The sequence below is a fragment of the Kitasatospora sp. NPDC087315 genome (assembly GCF_044744345.1).
Classification (GTDB): domain Bacteria; phylum Actinomycetota; class Actinomycetes; order Streptomycetales; family Streptomycetaceae; genus Kitasatospora.
In genome coordinates, this window is the sequence record NZ_JBIUYD010000026.1 from 36,567 (window position 1) to 53,379 (window position 16,813).

Sequence of the window (16,813 nt, forward strand, 5' to 3'; positions counted from 1 at the left end):
CAGAACGGATGGGCCGTCAAGTAGCCTGCGGCCATGCGGACCACTTCGTCGATCACCGTCGGCCGGGCAGCCGAGACCAGCCTGCTGAGCAGCGCGCTGGCCGCCTCCCGGCAGCGGTCCGGACGGGCGGTCTTCCTGCTCGGCGAGGCCGGTATCGGCAAGTCCCGGCTGGCCGGGGAGTGCGCGTTCCAGGCGTACGGGCTCGGCCTGCCGGTGCTGCGCGGCCGGGGCAGTTCGACCGGGACGGTGACACCGTTCCGGCCGCTGATCGAGGCGCTCTCCTCGCGCTTCCGGGCCTCCGGGACGCCCTCCGACCCGGAGCTGGACCCGTACCGTCCCGCGCTCGCCCGGCTGGTGCCGGAGTGGCGCGGTGAGGCCGCCGCGGCCGCCGGGGCGGGCGCGTACCCGGAGACGGTGGTCGAGCTCGCCGAGGCGCTGCTGCGGCTGCTGGCGGTGCTCGGCCGGGAGCACGGCTGCGTCCTGCTGCTGGAGGACCTGCACGACACCGACGCGGAGACGGTCGCCGTCCTGGAGTACCTGGTCGACAACCTGGCGGGCCTGCCGGTGCTGCTGGTCGGCACCCTGCGGGCGGAGCCGGGCCCGGCGCTGGACCTGGTCCGGGCCGCCGAGCGGCGGCGGGCGGCCGCCGTCGCGGAGCTGCGGCCGCTGCCGCCCGCCGACGTCCGGGCGATGGCCGCCGCCGTCCTGGAGGCCGAGATCGCCGAGGTGCCCGCGGCCGTACTGGACCAGCTGGTCGAGCGCGCCGACGGATCCCCCTACCTCGTCGAGGAGTTGCTCGCCGACATGCTCGCCTCGGAGGCACTGCGGCGCGAGGACGGACGGTGGCAGGTGATCGGCGGTCTCGGCACCGGGGTGCCCAGCACCATCGTCCGCAGCTGGGGCCGGCGGATCGACCAGCTCGACCCGCAGGTGCGCGAACTGCTGCTGACCGCCGCCACCCTGGGCAGCCGGTTCTCGGTGGCCACCGTCCAGCTGATCACCGGGTACGACGACCGGACGCTCTTCAGCAACCTGCGGTCCGCCTCCGAGGCCAATGTCATCGTGCCGGACGGCGCCGCTCCCGACCGCTACGCCTTCCGGCACACGCTCACCGCCGACGCCGTCACCGCCGCCCTGGCACCCGCCGAACGGGCCGCCGTGGCCCGCCGGGCGGCCCGGGCGATCATCCGGGCCGATCCCGAACTCATGGACGAAAGGCGACAGTTGGTCGCCTCCCTGCTGCTGGCGAGCGGCGACCGGGCCGGCGCCGCCGTGCACTTCGCCGAGGCCGGACGGCGGGTGCTGGAGGCGGGCGCCGCCGGGTCCGCCGTGGTACTGCTGGAACGCGCGCACGAGCTCGCCGGGGACGCCGAACGCGCCGCCGTCACCGAGCGGTTGCTGCTGGCCCTGGCCGAATCCGGGCAGCTGGACCGGGCGTTCGAGCTGGTCCGCACCCTTCCGCCGGTCCACGCCGACCCGGCGGCCGGCCGCTCCGACGCCGTCGACCGGCGGATCCACCTGCACACCCGGCTCGCCTGGGTGGCCGTGATGGTCGAGCGGATCACCGAGGCCGTCCCGCAGATCGCCGCCGCCCGGGCCCTCTCGGGCACCCGCCCGCGCCCCGAACAGGACGCCGCCCTCGCCGTGGTGGAGGGCCATCTGGCGCTGTTCCCCGACCAGAGCCAGGGCGGGACGGACGGGCGCGGCCGGCTCGTCGAGACCGAGCGGCGCGCCCGCCGGGCCGCCGAGGTGGCCGAGCGGGCCGGCCTTCCGGTGGTCGCCTGCCAGGCCTGGCAGTTGCTCGCCCTGCTGGCCCGCGAACGCGGCTTCGACGCGGCCGACGCCTGCCTGGAGCGCATGCTGGCCGTCGCCGAGGCCCACGCCCTGCCGGTCTGGCGGGTGGAGGCGCTGCTGCGCCTGGGCGCCAACGCCTTCATGCGCACCGGCGACGGCGCCCGGCTCGAACGGGCCAGGGAGGCCGCCGCCGGGCTCGGCGCGATCGTCCTCACCCAGACCGTGGACGGGCTGCTCGCCATGAACGCCGTCCTGCGCGGCGAGTGGCGCACCGGCCGGGAGATCATCGACCGCTGCCTGGACGCCACCGCCCGGCTGCGCAACCTCTCCGCGCACCGCTATCTGCTGCTCACCTCCGCCACCCTCGCCGCCCACCTGGGCCGCGGCCGCGAGATGGAGCGCGAGCTGGCCCGGTTCCGGCAGGCCGGCGGCGAGGAGTCGCTCCTGATGCCGCTGCGGTACGGCCTCTGCCGGGCCGTCGGCGCGCTGCTGGCCGAGGACCGCGCCGGGGCCCGGGCCGAACTGGCCGCCGGCCTCGCCTGGGAGGAGGAGCACCCGAGCGTCTTCTACCTGGCCGGACGGCATGGACTGCACCCGCTGCTGGAGGTCACGGACGGCGCCTGGGAACGCGCCGACTTCGAGAAGGCCGCCGCCGCCCCGGCCGCCGAACTCGCCTGGAACCGCCAGTTCCTGGGGTTCGCCGACGCCGTCCTGCTCGGCCGCGAGGGCCGCCGGGACGACGCCGCCCGCGCGGTCGAGGAGGCCCGCGCGGCGGCCGGGCCGTTCCCGCTCGCCCACCACCTGGCGCTGCGGCTCACCGCGGAGGCCGCGCTCGCCGACGGCTGGGGCGACCCGGTGTCCTGGCTGCGCACCGCCGAGGAGTACTTCCACGACACCGAGATCCAGCCGGTGGCCGGGGCCTGCCGGGCACTGCTGCGCCGGGCCGGGGCCAGCGTCGCCCAGCACCGCGGCGGCCGGGACCAGATCCCGGCCCGGCTGCGGGCCTGCGGGGTGACGCTGCGCGAGTACGAGGTGTTCGTCATGCTCGCGGACCGGCCCGGCAACCAGCAGATCGCACGGAACCTGTCCATCTCGCCGCGCACCGTGGAGAAGCACATGGCCAACCTGCTCGGCAAGACCGGCCGCCCGGACCGCGCGGCGCTCTGCGAACTCGCGGCCGAACTCGACACCCGCGGGTAGCGGCCGGGCGGCGCGCACCGGATCCGGCAGGCCCGCCCGGGCAGCCGGACGGGGGGCGGCCCGGTCAGTCCCCCATGAACACCACCCGCCGGCCGCCGGTGGCCGGCCCGGCCGGCCCGGCGACCGTCGAACGCCCCGCCGGGACGGCCCGGTCACGGCCCCAGGCGCGGATCTCCTCGATCCGCTCCGGGTTGGTCCGGCTGAACGGTGTGGTGTTGGCGAAGGTGTCCAGCACGAAGGAGGGCTTCAGCCGCTCGGCGCCGCCGTTGAGGAACACCTCGGCGCCGACCTCGTGCAGGGCCGCCTCGATGTCCGACCCGGCGAAGCCCTCGGAGAGGTCCACCAGCAGGTCCACCTGGTCGCCGGCCGGCTCGGCCTTGAGGTAGCGCCGGTAGTACAGCTCGATGATCTCCCGGCGGTCCTGCGGGTCGGGCAGGTCGACGAAGAACAGCTCGTCGAAGCGCCCCTTGCGCAGCAGCTCCGGGGGGAGCCCCCGGACGTCGTTGGCGGTGGCGACGACGAACGCCCGGGACCGCGACTCCTGGAGCCAGAACAGGAAGTGCCCGATGACGCGCTGCGGCACGCCCGTCCCGTCGTTGCGGCCCGCCAGCCCCTTCTCGATCTCGTCGATCCACAGCACGCACGGCGACACCCGGTCGGCGGTGTCCAGCGCCTCCCGCATCCGGCCCTCGGACTCGCCGAGGTACTTGCCGTGGATGCTCGCCATGTCCAGCCGGTAGAGCGGCAGCCGCCACTGGGACGCGATCGCCTTCGCCGAGAGCGACTTGCCGCACCCCGGCACACCGACCAGCAGGACGCCGCGCGGCGGCCGCAGCCCGCTGCCGCGCAGGTCGGCGTGCATCAGCCGGTGCTTGCGGTCCAGCCAGGCCCGCAGGCTGGCGAGCCCGCCGACCGCGTAGTCGGCGTCCTTGAGCTGGACCCGTTCCAGCCCGGCCAGATCGCTGAAGATCCGGTCCTTGGCACTGGCCAGCACCATCACGTCCTCCCGCCGGACGGCCCCGCGGGCGACCACGGTCGCCATCAGGTTGACCGCCTCCGCCTCGGTGACGCCGATCAGGAACTCGGCCGCCCGCCGGGCGTCGTCCTCGCTCCAGTCGATCGGCACCACGCCGCGGTGGTCGTCCAGGAAGCCGGTGACGGTGCGGTACATCTCGTCGGCGTCGGGGAGGTCCAGCTGCAGGCTCATCCCGAGCCGTTGCAGGCCGCTCCAGATCGGGCTGTCGGTGATCAGCACGATGCAGCCCGCGTTGGCGTCGGCGAGCCGGGCGAGCTCGGCGACATGGCGGGTGAACGGGGTGTCGTTCTCCAGGCCGTCCGGATCCACCAGGATCAGCGTGGCCTGCGCCCGGCTGGTGAACTGGGCCGCGGCGAACTCCATCGCCCCGGTCAGCGAGCGGTCGTCCTGGACGGTGCTGTTGGTCCGCAGATCGCGCAGGCCGGTCGCCCTGGTGTAGATCCAGAACTGCTGGCCGCTGCGGCGCGGCCGGGTGGCGATCTCCGTCACCAGCCGCAGCGCGCGCTGCTGTTCGATGCTGCGCAGGCCGATGACCGGCACCCGCGCGGTGAGGTAGCTGTCGAGGTCCGCGAGGCTCTCGGCGTAGTTCGGCATGGTGGCGTCAGTCCTTCGGTGGGCGGGGCGGGGTGCCCGGGACGACGCGGCGGCCCGGGGCCGCCGCGTGGTCGTAGGCCCAGCCGGCCGGGTCGGCCGGGGGCCGCTGGGCGAGGACGGCGGTGAGCGGGTTGTCGCGCAGCGTGCGACGGCGCTGTTCGACCCACCCCGGGTCCCGGCCCGCGGCGCTGCGGCGGTCGAGGCCCCGCTCCAGGTCCTCCTGGACACGCCGGACCTGCTCGTCCACGGTGGCGGTCAGCCGGGTGCGCAGGTCCTCGGGCAGACCGGGGTGGGCCGCCAGGGCGCGGATCCGGTGCAGCCCGGTACGTGCCTGGGTGAGCGCCCGGCCGAACGCGAACTCGTCGCCGGTCGCGTTGAGCGCGGACACCAGGGCGTCGGACCAGCCCTGCAACCGCGCGCCCAGCGCCTCGGAGATCCGCCCGGCCAGCCGCGCCAGGGTGTCGGCCGGGTAGCGCGCCGGGTCGAGCGCCGGCAGGCCGTCCGGGTCCTCCGGCGCGCCCTCGGACCAGCGTTCCAGGTAGTCCGCCCAGCGCTGGTACTCGCCGCCGGGCGGCGCCTGCCGCGGCTGCCGGGCGGTCCGGCGGAACCTCATGACGCGCTGCCGGGCCGGCGGACCAGGGCCTCGCCGGGCGGCAGCGGTTCCCAGTCCGGCAGCCGGTCGACGATCCGGCGCAGCCGGCCGGTGGCGGGCGCGGCGGGCTCGGGACCACCGGCCCGGGGCGCGGCCGCCCACGGGGTGGTCGGCGGCCGGCGCGGCGGCGGCGGGACGTTCGGCTGGTGGTCGGTCACCGGGTGCCTCCTCGCGGCGGGTGGGACGATCCGGAGGCGTCCGGCCGGACGGAGCGCCCGTCGTAGGGGTTCCGGGCGTGGCCGGCCGTGGCCAGGTCGGCCAGCATCGCCCTGACCTCGGCCTCGACGGCGTCGGCCGCCCGGAAGGCGCTCTGCCAGTCGGTCAGTTCGGCCGCCGCCGCGCGCAGGTCCCGGAACGCCTCCTCCCGGCTGTGGGCGAGCGCCTTGCGGGCGGCGGCCAGCGCGGTGGCGGACCGCCGGTGGCGCACGTACAGCAGGACGCCCCAGATCCCGCCGACCACGGTCGCGAGACCGGCGGCGCGGGCGGCGTCCGCGCCGCCGAGCAGCAGGACGATCGCCAGCAGGACGCCGCCGAGCAGCAGCAGGTGGCGGCGGAGCGGGAAGACGAGCGACTGGACGAGGGGCCGGGTGTGCTCGTCCCAGTGCCGGCCGAGCGACTGTTCCAGTTCGGCCTGCGGGGTGTTGAGCGAGCCGGTCCACGGGGGGATCCGCGGCCCCGCCGGGGCGGGCCCGGGGGCGGTGCCCAGGACGACCTGGACGTCGGACGGCTGGGCCATCCGGTAGTCGCGACCGAAGCCGGCGTGCGCCTCGGTGAACCACTCCCGGCAGGCCGCGACGGCCAGCCGCCGGGTGGCGGGCGAGGCGCCGATCGCGGCCGGGGTGAGGGCGGCGGTCGACTGCAGGCTGAGGAGGTCCATGGCCGGCTCCAGACCCGCCGCGTTCACGGCGACGGCCTGCCGGGCGGCGTCCACGTCCCCGTCGTGCTCCACGACGGCCCGTTGCAGCGCGAGGTCGCGCCGCAGCGGCAGCTCCTCGGCGTCGTACTCGCCGACCAGGCGGTCCAGGATGTCGTCGATCGCGTCCAGCAGCCGGGGGTGGGACGTCGGCTCCCCGGTCATGACGGCGCGGTAGGTGTCGAGGACGGTCCGCTGCGCCCGTGCGGCGCCCAGCGCGGCGCCCAGCTGCGGCCACTGCGGGGAGACCGCGGCCAGCCGGGGGAACTCGCCGCCACCGGCGGGCGTCGGCAGGGCGTCCAGCGCGGCCCGCCAGCGGCGGACCTGGGCGGTCCTGGCCCCCGGGTCGGCTTCGAGCCGCTCGTGCCAGACCGTCATGGTGTCCGCCAGGACGGCGCGGCTGGCCGGACCGAACGCCCCCTGCGCCACGGATTCCAGGATGACGGTGAACTCGCGGCCCAGCGCCGCCGGGTCCTGGGCGAGCAGGTGGTGCCGCAGCCAGCGGGCGGCCGGGTCCAGGCGGCCCTGCCGGCGCAGCACCAGGGCGAAGAAGAGCGAGGTGCGGCCCGGGGAGCGCCGGAACGCCTCCTCGACGGCCCGGTCGCAGAGCCCCGGGTCGTCGGCGGCCCAGCTCGCGAGGGCGACCAGGGCGGGGGCGAGCCAGTAGCGCGGCGTCTGGATCATGAGCTGCTCGCTGACCGCGCGGACGGTCTCCTCGGAGACCACCCCGAGGTCGAAGGCCTGGAGCATGCCCACGGCCGTGCGCCGGACGGTCCGGTGGTGGCCGAACCGGTGGTCCATCTCGTCCTGGATGACGCCGATCCTGGTCTCGGCCCGCTGCACGTTGGAGGAGAGCTCGAACTGCCGGACGAAGGCGAGGAAGTCGTCGCGCAGCTGCCGCAGTTCGCCGTGCGCCCGGTGCTGGGCGGCGCCGACCGCGTCGACCTTCCCGACCAGCCCGCCGACCTGTTCCTGGACGTATCTGACCTGCCGGTCGACGTCCGCGAGCTGGCGGCGCAGGACGAAGTCGATCTCGTTCATACGGCTCCCCCTCGACGGCGCTCCGGTGCGTGGCGCGGGCGTTCGGGGCCCGGGCGTTCGGAGCACGGGCGGACGTGGCGCGGGCGGACGAGGAACCCGCGGGTGCGGCACGGGCTCACGGGCGGACCACCCCTCCGTCGGCGAACACCGGCAGGAGCAGGCCGTCGCTGTACACCTCGACATAGGCGTACGCCCCGGTGCGCACCAGCATCCGCGCGGCCCGGAACGGCTCCGGCACCGGGTCACCGGGCGCGAAGTGCCGCAGCACCGCGTGATCGAGCGTCAACTGGTGGTCGACGTAGGGCGCTCCGAGCCGGCAGGTGGCGAGGAAGCCCAGCGGCACACCGCCGTGGGCACTGCCGTACCGGTCCGCCAGCCACCGCGCCAGGTCCCGCGCCGCGCCCGGCTCCAGCCCGGCGTCCAACCGGGCGACGGCGTCCAGCAGTTCGTCCGTCCGGCGGCTCAGCCGTTCGCCCGCCGCGACGGGCCGGGGCGGGCTCGTCCGCACCGGCGGCCGCAGGCCGGTCCCGTCCTGCTCCGTGGGCACCGGGCGGACGACCCGCCGGGGTTGTTCGAAACTGGCCATGGATCCCCCGAGTTGGTCCTGCGACCGCGCGTCCGGTCGGACGGCGCGGTGGAGAAGAATAGTGATCGCCCCCATCATTGCGAAGCCCGCCTGGTGAGGGGCACCGTTTGCCCGGGAGACGACCGGGAGACGACCAGGAGACAACCGCGTTCCGCCCGGTGCACACCCCGGTCCGCGCCCCGGCGCACCCAACGCGCCTGCCAGACTCTGCCCATGACGACCGTCTACGCACTCCTGGTGGGCATCAACACGTACCCGTCGGCCGACTGGCCCGCTCTCGGCGGCTGCGTCAACGACGTGGCGGCCGCCGGGACCTGGCTGCGCCGGCAGCGCGGCGTCGAGGTCCGCGCCCGCTCGCTGCTGGACGGGGCGGCCACCCTCGGGTCCGTCGTGGCGGGCATCCGCGAACACCTGGGGCAGGCCGGTCCCGGGGACACCGCGCTGTTCTGGTTCTCCGGCCACGGCACCGAGTTCGCCGCCACGGCCGAGGAGCAGCGGATCGAGCCGACCGGCCGCTGCCAGGCCCTGGTCTGCGCCGACGGCCCGCTGCCGGACAAACTGCTACGGCCCCTGCTGGACGGGGTCGCGGCCGGTGGCGCGCAGGTCACCGCGGTGCTGGACTGCTGCTTCGCCGGCGGCGCCACCCGGAACGCGGCGGGTACGCCCCGGTATCTGCCCCCGGACCCGTCCTGGCACGCGTCGGCGCCCGTCGCGGCCCCCGTCCGCGCGGCAGGCGGTGGCCCGACGGCCGGCCCCGGCCCCGGCCACGTCCTGCTGGCGGCCGCCCGGCTGAACCAGCCCGCCTACGAGGACTGGTTCGACGGACGGCGGCACGGGGTCTTCACCCATGCCCTGCTCGGCGCGCTCGGCGAACACGGCGGCCCGGCGCTCAGCTGCCGACGGCTCCTCGCGGCCGCCCACGCCCGGGTGCAGCGCTCCGGCGACCGCCAGCACCCCGTGCTCTGGCCGACCGACGCCGGCGGCCCCGCCGACCGCCCGCTGCTCGGCGGCGCCCCGCACCGACCCGGCCCGTACCTGCTGAGCCTCGGCGGCTCCGGCTGGCAGGTGGACTGCGGCGCGGGCCACGGACTGCCCACCGGCAGCGCCGGCCTGGCCACCGAGTGGACCACCCTGCCCTCCGACGGCACGCCGCCGTGCGTCCTGGCCACCCGGGAGGTCCACGCCGAGCGCACCCTGGTCGAGCCGGCCGACCCGTCCGGGCCGGGCCCCGACCCCGCCGTCGCCCACCCGGTGACGCTCTCCGCGCTCGCCCTGCCGCCCGTCTCGGTCCTGCTGGAGGCTCCCGCCGCCCGGTCCGGGGCGGTGGCCCGGCTGGCCGCGGCGCTCGCCTCGGCGGGCCTGGGCGGCCGGCCCTCGCCGCTGCTGCGGACCGTCCCGCGGGCCGCGGCCGCGAGCGGGACCCTGCTGCGGGTGACGGTCCACGAGGGCCGGGCCCGGATCCTGCTGCGCGACGGCTCGCCCGCCGTCCCGCCGCTCCCGCTGGCCGGAGCCGACGACGCCCGGCGGATCGCCCGCTGCCTGGTCCACCTGGCCCGCTGGCACCAGCTGCGGGACCTCGCCAATCCGGACCCGTCCTTCGGCTCGCTCGCCCGGATCGAGGTCGTGCCCTGGGACGGCGCCGCGGCCGTCACACCCGACGGCTCCGGGGAGATCCTCTGCCACTACGGCGACGGCCCGGACGGACCGCGCGAACCACGGGTCTCGGTCCGGATCCGCAACCGCTCGCGCCGCCGTCCGCTCTGGTGCGTTCTGCTCAACCTCACCGACAGCTACGCCAGCTCCCCGGCCCTGTTCCCCGGCCACTTCGTCGCGCCCGGCGGCACCGGCCACGCGCTGGACGGCGAGCCGGTGCACCTGCGACTGCCGCCCGGCCGGCCGCCGCGGCCCGGCGCCCAGGCCAGGGACTGGCTCAAGCTCATCGTCGCGGAGGGCGAACTGAACACCCTGCCCTTCCAGTTCGGAGCCTGGGAACAGGACGGGCCGGCCGACCGGGGCACGGCCGACGGGGCCGACGGCGTGTTCCGCCCCGCCCCGCCGGCCGGCACCCGCGACCTGGGCCCGGCGCGCCCACCGGCCGCCGGCCGGTGGGCGGCGCTGACCCTCGCGCTGCGCACCGTCGTCCCGGGCTGAGGCGTCCCGGGCCGGGACCGGGCCGAGGCCGTGCCGGGCCAGCCGTGGTTCACCGGCCGAGATGGGTGAACCCGGCCCAGGCCGACAGGTCGTCCGGCTCCACCGCCGCGGACCGCGCGGCCAGCTCCGCCGGCATGCCCGGCGGCGGTCTGCGGTGCGGGTCCAGCATCCAGAGCTGGGCCCGCCGCAGCGCCCGTCCCGGCGGCTCGGCCTCCACCCGGAGGAAGTGGTGCGTCATGAACATCAGCACCGAGGTCGCCTCGTCGGGCACCGGCCACAGCGAGCCGACCACCGAACGGGCGCCGGCCACCAGGAACGCCGTCGCCAGGCTGTACGCCTCATTGCGGCCGCGCCCCGAGACATGGCTGCGGCAGGCCGCGAGCACGACGAGTTCGAGCCCGCCTGCCGGCCGCCCGGCCGCCCCGGTGAGCTCCTCGGCCGCCAGCTCCCCGCCGCTCAGCAGAAGATACGAGCTGTGGTGCTGGTTGGCCGCCACCGTCGCATGGCAGGCCAGATGGAGGACGCCGCCCGCGCCCGCCCCCGAGCGCAGCCAGCCGAGCACCTCCGCCGGGGTGCCCGGGCCGTCCACCCCGGCCGCACCCGCCCCGGCCCGGCGGCCGTGGAAGGCGCCGCGCGGGTAGAAGACCCGCTGGACGGCGTCGGCCTCCTCGCCCGCGTACCACAGGTCCCCGGTCGGGTCACCGACGATGAGCGCGCTGCCGTCGTGCGGGACGGCCGGGCGGGCGGCGACGTCGCAGAACAGGCGGGCCGAGGCCGCGTAGGAGATCTCGGCCCGTTCCAGGGCGTACCGGCGCCGGCCCGCCGTCTCCGGCTCCGACCAGGCGGCGTGCCAGGGCACCACGTCGAGCCCGCCCATCGGCACCAGGACCAGCGACGGCGGACGGCTGCGCCCGGCGGGCGGTACCAGCAGGTCCAGCAGCGGCCGCAGCGCCGCGTACCAGGCCCAGGAGCAGAGCCGGTCGAGCCGCCGGCGCAACGGCGGCGGGCCGGACGGGGCGCCGGCCGACGGCGCGGGCCCGAGGTCACGGGCCGCCGGGCCGGCCGGGCGATAGGCCCGCAGCGCCGCCGCGTCCTCGCGCAGCAGCGGCAACGGCAGCCAGTGCGCCGCACCGTCCGCGGTGACCAGCACGGCGGCCCCCGGGTGGTCGTCGGAGGCGGGCACCAGGTAGACCAGGGCGTCCGCGCGGAGCGTGACCAGGGCGACGCCGATCTCCGCCGGGGTGGGCGTGGCGAGCAGCCGCGCGGGCGTCCGCCCGTGGTCGGCACCGGTCAGACCGGTGAGGACCCGGCGGCGCAGTTCGCTCGGCACGCCGTCGGCCGCCCCACCGGGCCCGCCCGCGGCGGCCAGCCATTCCCCGGCGAGGTCCGGCAGGCCTGCGGCGTCCAGCAGTTCGGGGACGGACCTGGACGTGGTCGCGGCGTGCAGGACCAGCCCCCGGCAGGAGTCCAGGGCCGCCACCGCGTCCTCGGGCGCGTCGTCCGCGAGGCACCAGGCGGCCACCTCCAGCGCGATGTCGGTGGCGAGCCCGGTGGCCTCGGCGGCCTGCCGGGTGCCGGACTGGAGCAGCGCCAGCCAGGAGTAGCCGCGCACCGCGTCCAGCCCGCACCGCCGCCCGCGCCGGCGGTCGTCCGCGGCCGGGTCGGCGCGGGTGCGGTAGGCGCGGCCCAGCGTCGAGCCGACGACCGGCCAGAGCCGGTGCTCCGGCCCGCCCGCCAGCTCGGCCGCCCGTTCCAGCAGCGCGATGCCCTCGTCCAGCCCGGCCCGGTCGCCCCGCCCCGCCGCCCGGGTGCAGAGGGTGCTGCCCAGCGCGCCGGTGTAGCGCAGCCAGTCGTCCGTGCCCTCGTCGGTCAGGCCGATGGCCTCCCGGAGCAGTTCGGCCGCCTCGTCGAGGAGCTTCGGGTCGTAGTCCCGCGCGTGCCGCACCCGGGTGAGGCCACCGTCGCCGAGCACCCAGGCCTGCTGCCCGCGCGGCAGCCGGGCCGCCAGCCCGCGCAGCTCCGCCAGGGTGGGAGGGCCGAGCCCCGGTTCGGCGCGCGGGGGGACGCCGAGGGCGCGGGCGACGTGGTCCCGCGCCACCCGGGCGCCTTCCAGCTGGGTCCAGACCTCGCCGCGGGCGGGATCCCCCTCCTCCAGCGCCGCGTACAGTTCGGCCAGCCGGGCGACGGCCCGCTCCGCGGTCGGCAGGTCCTCGCGCCGGGCGGCCTGGAGCGTCTCCAGCCCGGCGAGCTGCGCGTCCAGGAGCCGGCGCAGATACGGCGTGGTGTCCGGGAGTTCACGCTGCCGGGCCAGGGCCGCCATCGCGGCCTCCAGGTCGTCGACCCCGGAGGTCACCTGTCCGCGCTGGGCCAGGGCCATGGCGCGCAGGGTGGCGAGGGCCTCCCGGTGCCCGCTGTCCGTCTCGGGGATCAGGCCGGCCGCGGTGTCGAGGTGTTCGACGGCGTCGGCCAGGGCCGCGGTGTCGCCCGCCAGGCCGGCGAGCAGGCGGACGTGGCCGTAGCGGAGGTGCAGCACACCGAGGGCGGCCGGGTCCCGCTCCGCCGCGGCCGCGGCCCGGAACAGCGCGACGGCCCGCTCGGGCGGGACGTCGACGCCCAACGGCTGCAAGACGGGGATCAGTTCGAGCAGCTGCCGGGCGAACGGGGCGTACCGCGCGTCGGCCGGGTCCATGGTCCGCCACTGCGCGAAGAGCCGCTCGAACTCGGCGCGCAGCCGGTCCCGCCCGCCGATCCCCCGCAGGGTGGCGTTGGCACCGGCGTCGGTGAAGCCGACGAAGGTCTCCCCCGCCTCCACGATGCCGAGCAGTTCCCGGAAGGCCTCGCCCAGGTCCTGGTCCAGTGCGGCCGGCGGTTCCACCGAGCCGGGGACGCGCTCGGCGAGCTCCTGGCGGGTCCAGCCGTCCAGGGCCCTGATCACCGGCCGCAGGGCCGGGTCCAGGTGCTCGGCGGCGAGCGCCCCTGTGGTGCCGTCGAGCACGGCGGTCAGCCGGCCGGGGTCGCGGTCCTCGTCGTAGCGGGTCTTCTGGAGCATCGCCAGCAGGACGGCCTCCCCCGCGACCGGTCCGTGCCACTGCGGCCGCCAGCGCTCCACGGCCAGCTGGACGAGGCCGATGCCGCGGTCCCGTCCGGCCGGGTCCGCGCGCCGGGCGGCCTGCTCGTGGACCAGCCGGCCGAAGACGCCGACGAAGGGCGGGGGCAGCTCGTCCAGAGCGCCGGGCTCGGCCAGCAGGGGTTCCAACTCGCCCATCGCGGGCCCGATCTGGCCGTCGTCCTGCCAGCTCCAGAGCAGCACCGTCCGGATCACGATCCGTCGGGCCACCGCGTCCCGCCGCCACCGGGGCGGCCCGGCCGGACCGTCGCCGGAGTCGTCCACCGCCCGGCCGAGGAGGGCCAGCGCCTCCTCCAACGGCTCGCGCCCCGCGCTCTCCTGACCGTGCGCCATCAGGGAGCGGGCGAGTTCGAACCGGAGCAGCGGCAGGTCGCTGTCCTCCGGTGCGGCATCGAGCGCCGCCCGGAGGTGCCGTACGGAGCGCTCGGCGTCGGGCGCCCCGCCGCCGGCGGCGTACCGTTCGAAGTGCAGCAGCCCGAGACCCTCGTGCAGCTCCGCGGCCTCCGGGCCGCCGGGCCGGGCGTGCGGCAGCACCTCCTCGTGCCGGCGCACCGCCGCGTCGAGGAACTCCCGCCGCCGCCCGGGCGGTTCGTCCGCGACCTCGCCGTACCGCGCGCGCAGGGCGCGGGCCTCCAGCACCAGGCCGACCAGTCCGTCCTGCTCCACCAGTCCGTCCTGATCCAGCGGCCCGCCGCCCCCGGCGGTCACCGCCCGTCCTCCGCCGGGGCGACCCTGGCCTGGTAGGGCTCCAGGAGGAGGTCGAGCCACCGGGTGCCCTCGGCGGTGTCCAGGTCGACGGGCGGGGTGTCCGCCCGCACCAGGGCGTCGGCGGGGCAGCGGTCACCGAACAGCACCACCACCCGGTCCCCCGGTTCCCGTTTGGAGGGCCAGACGAAGGCCTGGGCCCACGGGTCGCAGTGCTCACGGATCCAGTGACCCCAGTGCCGGGTGAACGGGTACTCCGCTGCCTCGGCCTGGACCAGCCACGAGTCCTGGCCGACGCTCGCCAGGTCCCGGCCGGTGAGCAGGGAGAGCACCTCCAGATCGGCGGCCAGCCGCAGGAAGGAGAGCCGCCGCCCGCGCACGGCGGCCCGCGGCACCAGACGGGGCGTGCCGGCCGGGTCGAACGGCACCGAGCGCAGCAGCGACTCGCAGACGGCCGACTCGGCGGTGAGCCCGGCGTAGAGATAGCCGTACCGGTCGCAGCGGGTGGCGTCGAACCGGCCGCCGCCGTAGAGGCAGTCGGCGGGCGCGGGGTTGAAGGCCGTGGCGGCCCGGCGGGCCGAGTGCAGGCGGAACAGCGGGGTACCGGCGGGCAGGGTCAGCCGGGCGGGGGCGCCGGGGAGTTCCCGGGGCGGTCGGACGTTCACCACGGTGCTACTCCCCCTCCGCCAGATACCCGGCGGCATCGGTCAGTTCGTGCTCCCGGCCGGTGCCGAGCAGTTCCGCCGGAGCGGCCCCGAGCCAGGCGTTGGGCGACAGCCACCAGTCGGCCACGCCCCACGGGTCCCGGTCGGCGCCGAGCAGGGTGTTGACCGCCAGCACGGTGGGCCGGAGCCGGCCGGCGGCGTCGAACTGGAAGCGCGGCAGCCGCTCGTGCCCGCCGGGGCCGGCCAGCCGCAGCAGTCCGGGGGCCCGCGGGTCGCCGCCGAGCCGGTCCAGCTCCGCCCGGTCCACCGCGGTGGCCGCGAGCAGCCGGCGGCGGACCTCCCCGAGGACGGGGCCGACCATCCGGTGCCCGTCCAGGACCAGCACCGCGAGGTCGTCCGCGCGGAAGTCCGCGGCGGTGCCGTCGGCGGCCGCGGTCGCGTACCTGGCCCCGGCGGCCCGGTCCAGCCGGCCGGCCTCGTCGGCGGGCAGCAGGTCGAGCAGCAGCCGGGCCGCGGCCTCGGCCGGGCGGCCGTCCGCCGGGTCCCTCGTCCCGGTGTCCCTCATCGCGCCGAGCGGCCCGGCGAGCCGTCGCAGCCCCTCGGCGCCGATCAGTGCGGCCAGCCGCTCCCAGTCGGCCGCGGCCGCCGCCAGTACGGCTTGCGGATCCATCAGGGCCCTCCCCCCGTCGTCATCAACCGTTCCACCAGCGCGGCCGCCACGCCGCCGCGCACCACCAGGTGGATGTCCCAGCCGGCGCCGCGCGCCAGCTCCGCCTCGACGGCCGCCCAGAGCGCGGCGAGGCTGACCGCGTACGGCAGTCCGCCGCGCCCGGAGCCCAGCAGCGGCAGGCAGACCGACCGCAGCGGCGGGGTGAAGCCTGCGGACTCCTCGGCGAGCAGGGCCAGCGCCCGGGCGACGGCCCGGGTGACGTCGGCGGGCAGCACGTCGTAGTCGTTGGTCCCCGCCCGGGGCACCGCGACGGCCGCGTGGTAGATCCGGCGCACGCCCTGCCGTTCCAGTGCCCCGGCACCGGTCGCGGCCACGGTGCCCGGCTGGACCGCCCGCCCCGAAACGCCGTTCCGGGCGGCCCAGGCCCGCAGTTCGTCGTGGACGAGGTCCTCGACGACGTCCCCGGCCGGGCCGCGCCGCGCACCGGCCCGGCGGAGCGCGGCGGCGACCGACGACTTGTACGCCTCCGGCAGCGCCAGATAGGTGTTGGCGGGCGAGACCACCACGTCGACGTCGCGCAGCAGGTCGACCGGGTGCACATGCAGGGTGACCGTCCCGGCCGTGCCGCCGGCCCGCACGTGGAGCGTCCGGTGGCGGGCCGCGAACGGCCGCTCCCCGGCCGCGGGGCCCGTCGCGGCGCCCGCCGCGATGCGCAGGACCTGCTCGGCGACCTCACCCAGGACGAGCACCTCGTGGTGCTTGCGGAACCGCTCGACGCTCACCCCGTAGACGCCGGCGGCCCGCTTGCGCCGGTCGGCGGGCGGCCAGTCCCGGGTGCCCTGCGCCAGGCCGAGGCTGTACTCGGCGGCGGTGCGCAGCGAGCCGGCCTCGATCCGGGCCGTGGCGGCGCGCAGCAGGTGTTCGACGAGGGCGGGTGCGGGCCGGCCCGGCTGGGGCGCGTTCCCGGCCGCGGCGCGGGTCAGCAGCGGCAGCCGCGCGTCCCGCAGCCGGACCAGGCCGAGTCGCCGCACCTCCCGTACCTCCCGCAGAACCGACGCATGGTCATCGAGGTCGTTCGGCGGCATGCCGGACAGAATGGCACCGCCGGTCGGGGCCGACAAGTCGCGGCCACCCGTCCCATTGAACCGGTGCCTCCGGTCGCCGACCGGTCGTTTCCCGGCCGAAGCCCGGTCGGGGCCCGGCCGGGGCCCGGCCGCCACCGCCCGTGCGGCCGCGCCGTCCTGACCGGCCGTCGGATCAGGGCGCCAGTCGGACGATCTCGCCGGTCTCCAGGGCCGCGTGGACGGCGCCGTCCGGCCCGACGGTGATGCCGTGCGGCTCGGAGCCCGGGACGGGCAGTTCGTAGGCGGCGATGCGGCCGTCGGGGGTGCGGCAGCCGATCCGGTCGGCGCCCCACTCGGTGAACCAGAGGCGGCCCGCCGGATCGGCCGCGACGGCGTGCGGGCGGGCGGCGCGGTCGGGCAGCGGGTACTCCGTCACCTCGCCCGCCACGGTGATCCGGCCGAGCCGGCCGGCGCCGATCTCGACGAACCAGAGCGCCCCGTCCGGCCCGGCGGTGATCCCGTACGGTCCGGCCGCCCCGTCCGCGACCGCGAACCGCTCGAACACACGCCGTTCCATCAGACCCCCGGCTCTCACTATCACGACTTCTGTCGCAT

Annotated in this window: 11 protein-coding genes and 1 pseudogene; 2 read left to right on the forward strand and 10 right to left on the reverse strand. The window is 77.3% G+C overall.

The window, feature by feature from the left end:
* The first annotated feature begins 33 nt into the window (after positions 1–33).
* Positions 34–2,994 (forward strand): AAA family ATPase, encoded by a 2,961-nt coding sequence (locus tag ACIO5D_RS30895; protein ID WP_400799222.1) that lies wholly within the window; start codon positions 34–36, stop codon positions 2,992–2,994.
* A 64-nt stretch (positions 2,995–3,058) separates the two neighbouring features.
* Here the strand turns inward: ACIO5D_RS30895 and ACIO5D_RS30900 are convergent, their stop codons facing one another.
* From ACIO5D_RS30900 to ACIO5D_RS30920, 5 genes are all read right to left on the reverse strand, one after another.
* Entirely contained in the window at positions 3,059–4,624 is a 1,566-nt protein-coding gene (locus tag ACIO5D_RS30900; RefSeq protein ID WP_363609894.1) for an AAA family ATPase, read from the reverse strand.
* A 7-nt stretch (positions 4,625–4,631) separates the two neighbouring features.
* Positions 4,632–5,237 carry a hypothetical protein gene (locus tag ACIO5D_RS30905; RefSeq protein WP_363609892.1) on the reverse strand — a complete coding sequence of 202 codons (606 nt, stop codon included), beginning with the start codon at positions 5,235–5,237 and terminating at the stop codon, positions 4,632–4,634.
* Positions 5,234–5,434, reverse strand: coding sequence for a hypothetical protein (locus tag ACIO5D_RS30910; RefSeq protein WP_363609890.1), 201 nt, complete (start codon positions 5,432–5,434; stop codon positions 5,234–5,236). The genes ACIO5D_RS30905 and ACIO5D_RS30910 overlap by 4 nt, the downstream gene beginning before the upstream one ends.
* Complete coding sequence (locus ACIO5D_RS30915; protein ID WP_400799225.1) at positions 5,431–7,230, reverse strand: hypothetical protein; 1,800 nt, start codon at positions 7,228–7,230, stop codon at positions 5,431–5,433. The genes ACIO5D_RS30910 and ACIO5D_RS30915 overlap by 4 nt, the downstream gene beginning before the upstream one ends.
* Before the next feature lie 115 nt (positions 7,231–7,345).
* On the reverse strand, positions 7,346–7,816 hold the full coding sequence (locus ACIO5D_RS30920) for a hypothetical protein (RefSeq protein WP_363609887.1): 471 nt from the start codon (positions 7,814–7,816) through the stop codon (positions 7,346–7,348).
* A gap of 213 nt (positions 7,817–8,029) precedes the next feature.
* Here ACIO5D_RS30920 and ACIO5D_RS30925 point away from each other — a divergent pair, with 213 nt between their 5' ends.
* Entirely contained in the window at positions 8,030–9,967 is a 1,938-nt protein-coding gene (locus ACIO5D_RS30925) for a caspase domain-containing protein (protein ID WP_400799228.1), read from the forward strand.
* Between the two features lie 49 nt (positions 9,968–10,016).
* Here the strand turns inward: ACIO5D_RS30925 and ACIO5D_RS30930 are convergent, their stop codons facing one another.
* The 5 genes and pseudogenes from ACIO5D_RS30930 to ACIO5D_RS30950 all read right to left on the reverse strand — a co-directional run.
* The gene (locus ACIO5D_RS30930; RefSeq protein ID WP_400799231.1) at positions 10,017–13,802 is read right to left on the reverse strand and encodes a CHAT domain-containing protein; all 3,786 of its coding nucleotides are present in this window, start codon (positions 13,800–13,802) and stop codon (positions 10,017–10,019) included.
* A complete protein-coding gene (locus ACIO5D_RS30935) occupies positions 13,799–14,467 on the reverse strand; it encodes an RES family NAD+ phosphorylase (RefSeq protein ID WP_363609881.1) in 669 nt (222 codons plus the stop codon). Before ACIO5D_RS30935 ends, ACIO5D_RS30930 begins: the two co-directional genes overlap by 4 nt.
* 4 nt (positions 14,468–14,471) lie before the next feature.
* The gene (locus tag ACIO5D_RS30940; RefSeq protein WP_363609879.1) at positions 14,472–15,134 is read right to left on the reverse strand and encodes a hypothetical protein; all 663 of its coding nucleotides are present in this window, start codon (positions 15,132–15,134) and stop codon (positions 14,472–14,474) included.
* Positions 15,134–16,219, reverse strand: coding sequence for a hypothetical protein (locus ACIO5D_RS30945; RefSeq protein WP_400799233.1), 1,086 nt, complete (start codon positions 16,217–16,219; stop codon positions 15,134–15,136). The genes ACIO5D_RS30940 and ACIO5D_RS30945 overlap by 1 nt, the downstream gene beginning before the upstream one ends.
* Positions 16,220–16,391: 172 nt before the next feature.
* A pseudogene (locus ACIO5D_RS30950) lies at positions 16,392–16,730 on the reverse strand (virginiamycin B lyase); the annotation flags it as partial.
* Between the last annotated feature and the right edge of the window lie 83 nt (positions 16,731–16,813).

Excerpts from the sequence above, each read along its gene's own strand:
- ACIO5D_RS30895 (WP_400799222.1), top strand. The coding sequence starts at position 34 with ATGCGGACCACTTCGTCGATCACCGTCGGCCGGGCAGCCGAGACCAGC.
- ACIO5D_RS30900 (WP_363609894.1), bottom strand. The coding sequence starts at position 4,624 with ATGCCGAACTACGCCGAGAGCCTCGCGGACCTCGACAGCTACCTCACC.
- ACIO5D_RS30905 (WP_363609892.1), bottom strand. The coding sequence starts at position 5,237 with ATGAGGTTCCGCCGGACCGCCCGGCAGCCGCGGCAGGCGCCGCCCGGC.
- ACIO5D_RS30915 (WP_400799225.1), bottom strand. The coding sequence starts at position 7,230 with ATGAACGAGATCGACTTCGTCCTGCGCCGCCAGCTCGCGGACGTCGAC.
- ACIO5D_RS30920 (WP_363609887.1), bottom strand. The coding sequence starts at position 7,816 with ATGGCCAGTTTCGAACAACCCCGGCGGGTCGTCCGCCCGGTGCCCACG.
- ACIO5D_RS30925 (WP_400799228.1), top strand. The coding sequence starts at position 8,030 with ATGACGACCGTCTACGCACTCCTGGTGGGCATCAACACGTACCCGTCG.
- ACIO5D_RS30940 (WP_363609879.1), bottom strand. The coding sequence starts at position 15,134 with ATGGATCCGCAAGCCGTACTGGCGGCGGCCGCGGCCGACTGGGAGCGG.
- ACIO5D_RS30945 (WP_400799233.1), bottom strand. The coding sequence starts at position 16,219 with ATGCCGCCGAACGACCTCGATGACCATGCGTCGGTTCTGCGGGAGGTA.